The sequence below is a fragment of the Candidatus Gracilibacteria bacterium genome, from assembly GCA_010119145.1.
GTDB lineage: Bacteria > Patescibacteriota > Gracilibacteria > BD1-5 > UBA6164 > JAACSU01.
In genome coordinates, this window is record JAACSU010000024.1 from 1 (window position 1) to 2,795 (window position 2,795).

Here is a 2,795-nt window from a genome sequence, read left to right on the forward strand (position 1 = left end):
CCAATGAGATATTGTAGACGAAAAAACTATCCAAAAAATCGCTGATATAATGATTGCAGGTCCTTTGCGAGAATTTGTTTTCGAATATGCAAGAAAGATTAAAGTCGACAATCAGTGTTTCAAATAACGGCAATTGTACACGAGTGAACGGTTTGGTGATAGTAATCCTTTTGGTGAACACGAATGTATTCACGAAATTTTCGAGTTCGCTCGTATCATACGCGCTTCCGGAAAAATAGCTCATCTGTTTGACCGGAATAGTTCTATACATGTAGAAGTATCTCGGGACTACGAATCATTTGTAGCTGATGAGATTATTCACCGATTTGATAAATCATGCTTCTGTCTGAAAATCGCCTTGAAGGATGTGGATGGTAAGGTCGTTATCTTTGATATTCTGTTTAAGGAATTTGCTGAATTCTGCGATAAGTTTTACTTTCTGAATCATAAGCGTATCATTGGTCTGGAAGACGTTGATAGTCGCGGATTGGGAAATCACTCTTTGGAATATCACTACGGCGACTATGAGCGCAACGAAAAAAATAAGATAATGGAACATGAAGCTGGATACCTTTTTATAGCTGTTTATGATTTTTGTTTGTATATTGTCCATAGAGCATATACTCCTAAGTAAAGTACATATAGTATACGGTTTTTGTCCCTATTTGTCAACTTTAAGACTACATAGACGATTGAATGTTTAGATGATTAGGAAATTCTACCCCCCAAACCACTACTGTCCGGGAAAAATTAGAATAGGGTTTTTTGATTAGGTGGATGGATACAAATAAACTTTTCATACGTTATTCAGAAAATATTCGCAATTGAAATTCTATCCCATAAAGTTGCTGGGATTACTCTAGATAATTCAAGTAATGATGATTTCATTTTCGTTTTGAAAGCCAAAAAACTTATAATAAGAAAATATATTAATGCTATCCAAATTTGGTTCATGACTGCATTTTTTGACGTTCATAAGAATGATTTTATCTTCAAATTTTGTTTTATCCACTTGAAAAATATTTCTATAAGTCGGCGAGATTTATAAATATCGGCGATGGTTTTTGCTGAAAAATCAAAGTTATTTGTAAGAAATTCATACATAACATTATGTTCCTTATCATAATAAGTCACTAGTCTTAAACTTGGATCATATTGTTTAATGGCTTCTACGCCTACAAGATCAATAATCTCATCTTTCATTACTCATTGTTCGTTTACAGGTTGTGACTCATTTACTACATATAAGGTATTTTTCTTTATTCTCGTTACAAAGAAGTGATTGTTTTTGTTGATTGAAGCGAATAATGTAATATCAAAATATCATTTATCGAAACAAAAAATACTTCAAGGAGAAAACTCTTTTCGCTTGATTTTATTCGCCATTCTTATCTCGTGATATTTTCAATTGGTTACACGAATAAGCTCTGGTATGAACTGCTTATTGTTGAGCAATACATGAAGTCTAATAGCTCACTTTGCTTTTCTATATTTTGCCCAGTCATAAAGGCTTAGGCATAAATCAATAATTGATCAATCTAAACTGTACAGCTCGTTAGAAAATGAGAATTCACGAGTATCAAAAGAATATTTCTTGCATTCTTGTAAAACAAGAAGGAATAGCTTCTTGAAGAAATCATGATTAGTCGCGGCATTTTTATCGGCGATGGTAGAACGGGCAATACTATTGATTCCTAGATGATAAAGATGCTCCTGCTTAGTTATTAGCGTTGTATTTATCTCTCTCAAGGAAGATGCTCACATCACTTGAGCTGAGAACAAAATAGTAAATAACTGTTTTACAGAGAACTTTTTAGACCGCTTATCTTCCTGCTGTCCGAAATCACTCTCAAATCGATGGTTTGGGATAATTTGCAATAATTGATTGAAAATTGTGGCGTGAAATCTATTCATGATGTGTCCTTATAGGTTAAAGGTTTCGCTATCTTAAGCTTATAAGGATTTTTGCTGTCCGATAAAATCTCTTTTTGGAAAAATCTGAGTCTCCGCTCAGATTTTTCTATAAACTTACAAGTACTTGACCTATATTACTATATTTTCTCGAATTTTTTCCCGGACAGTAGTGGTGATAATAGGGCTTATCAACGGATATAATTAGTTGAAAATGGACTTGATTTTGACGTAAGGATTTTGCTGCTCTGCTGATGCGTCGCCGTTCCTTAAAAAATTATTTTTTAATTATTACTGTATTGTGTAGGCTTGCTCATAAATTAGAAGGTATTTCACATGTTTTTATGTGATAATCCAAAATGGCATCAAATTCTTCTTTTGTTGCTTTTTCTATGTATTCTTTTAGTATCGCATATAATCAATCGCAGATATAATGCTTCTTTATTTGAAATTTAACCTCTTTTATTTCTTTTTCAATTTCTTCTGGAGAAGTGAAAAAACTAATGTTTAAAAAAGCATCAACATAATTTGTTTTTTTATAATCCCTTTTTAAAAGTTCTTGGTATTCTTTTTTTGAAAAAAAGATATTGTATTTGCTATAATATGCTAGAGTTGTATTTCTATTGATGTATGCAAGAGCTATAAATCCAGATTTTTTTACAATTTTTTTTGCTTCTTGTAGTAATTTTTTTCTTAATTGAGGTGTCCTTAAATGATAGTAAGGACCAAATATTAATACTGCATCAAATTCATTTTCTTTGAATTTTGAAAGATTGGTTGCATCTACTACTTGTGTGGTGATGTTCTTTAATTTCTTCTTGTTAATGGTCTTTTGCATTGTATCTACATATTCTGGCACGATATCAGTTGCGATTACTTTATAT

Annotated in this window: 3 protein-coding genes; 1 reads left to right on the forward strand and 2 read right to left on the reverse strand. The window is 31.9% G+C overall.

Annotated elements, in window-relative coordinates:
- Positions 1-133 precede the first annotated feature (133 nt).
- On the forward strand, positions 134-634 hold the full coding sequence (locus GW846_06445) for a hypothetical protein (GenBank protein NDK10384.1): 501 nt from the start codon (positions 134-136) through the stop codon (positions 632-634).
- A gap of 116 nt (positions 635-750) precedes the next feature.
- Here the strand turns inward: GW846_06445 and GW846_06450 are convergent, their stop codons facing one another.
- Complete coding sequence (locus tag GW846_06450; protein ID NDK10385.1) at positions 751-1,914, reverse strand: IS4 family transposase; 1,164 nt, start codon at positions 1,912-1,914, stop codon at positions 751-753.
- 274 nt (positions 1,915-2,188) lie between these two features.
- Positions 2,189-2,795: class I SAM-dependent methyltransferase (locus GW846_06455; GenBank protein NDK10386.1), on the reverse strand; the 607-nt coding region annotated here is incomplete at its 5' end.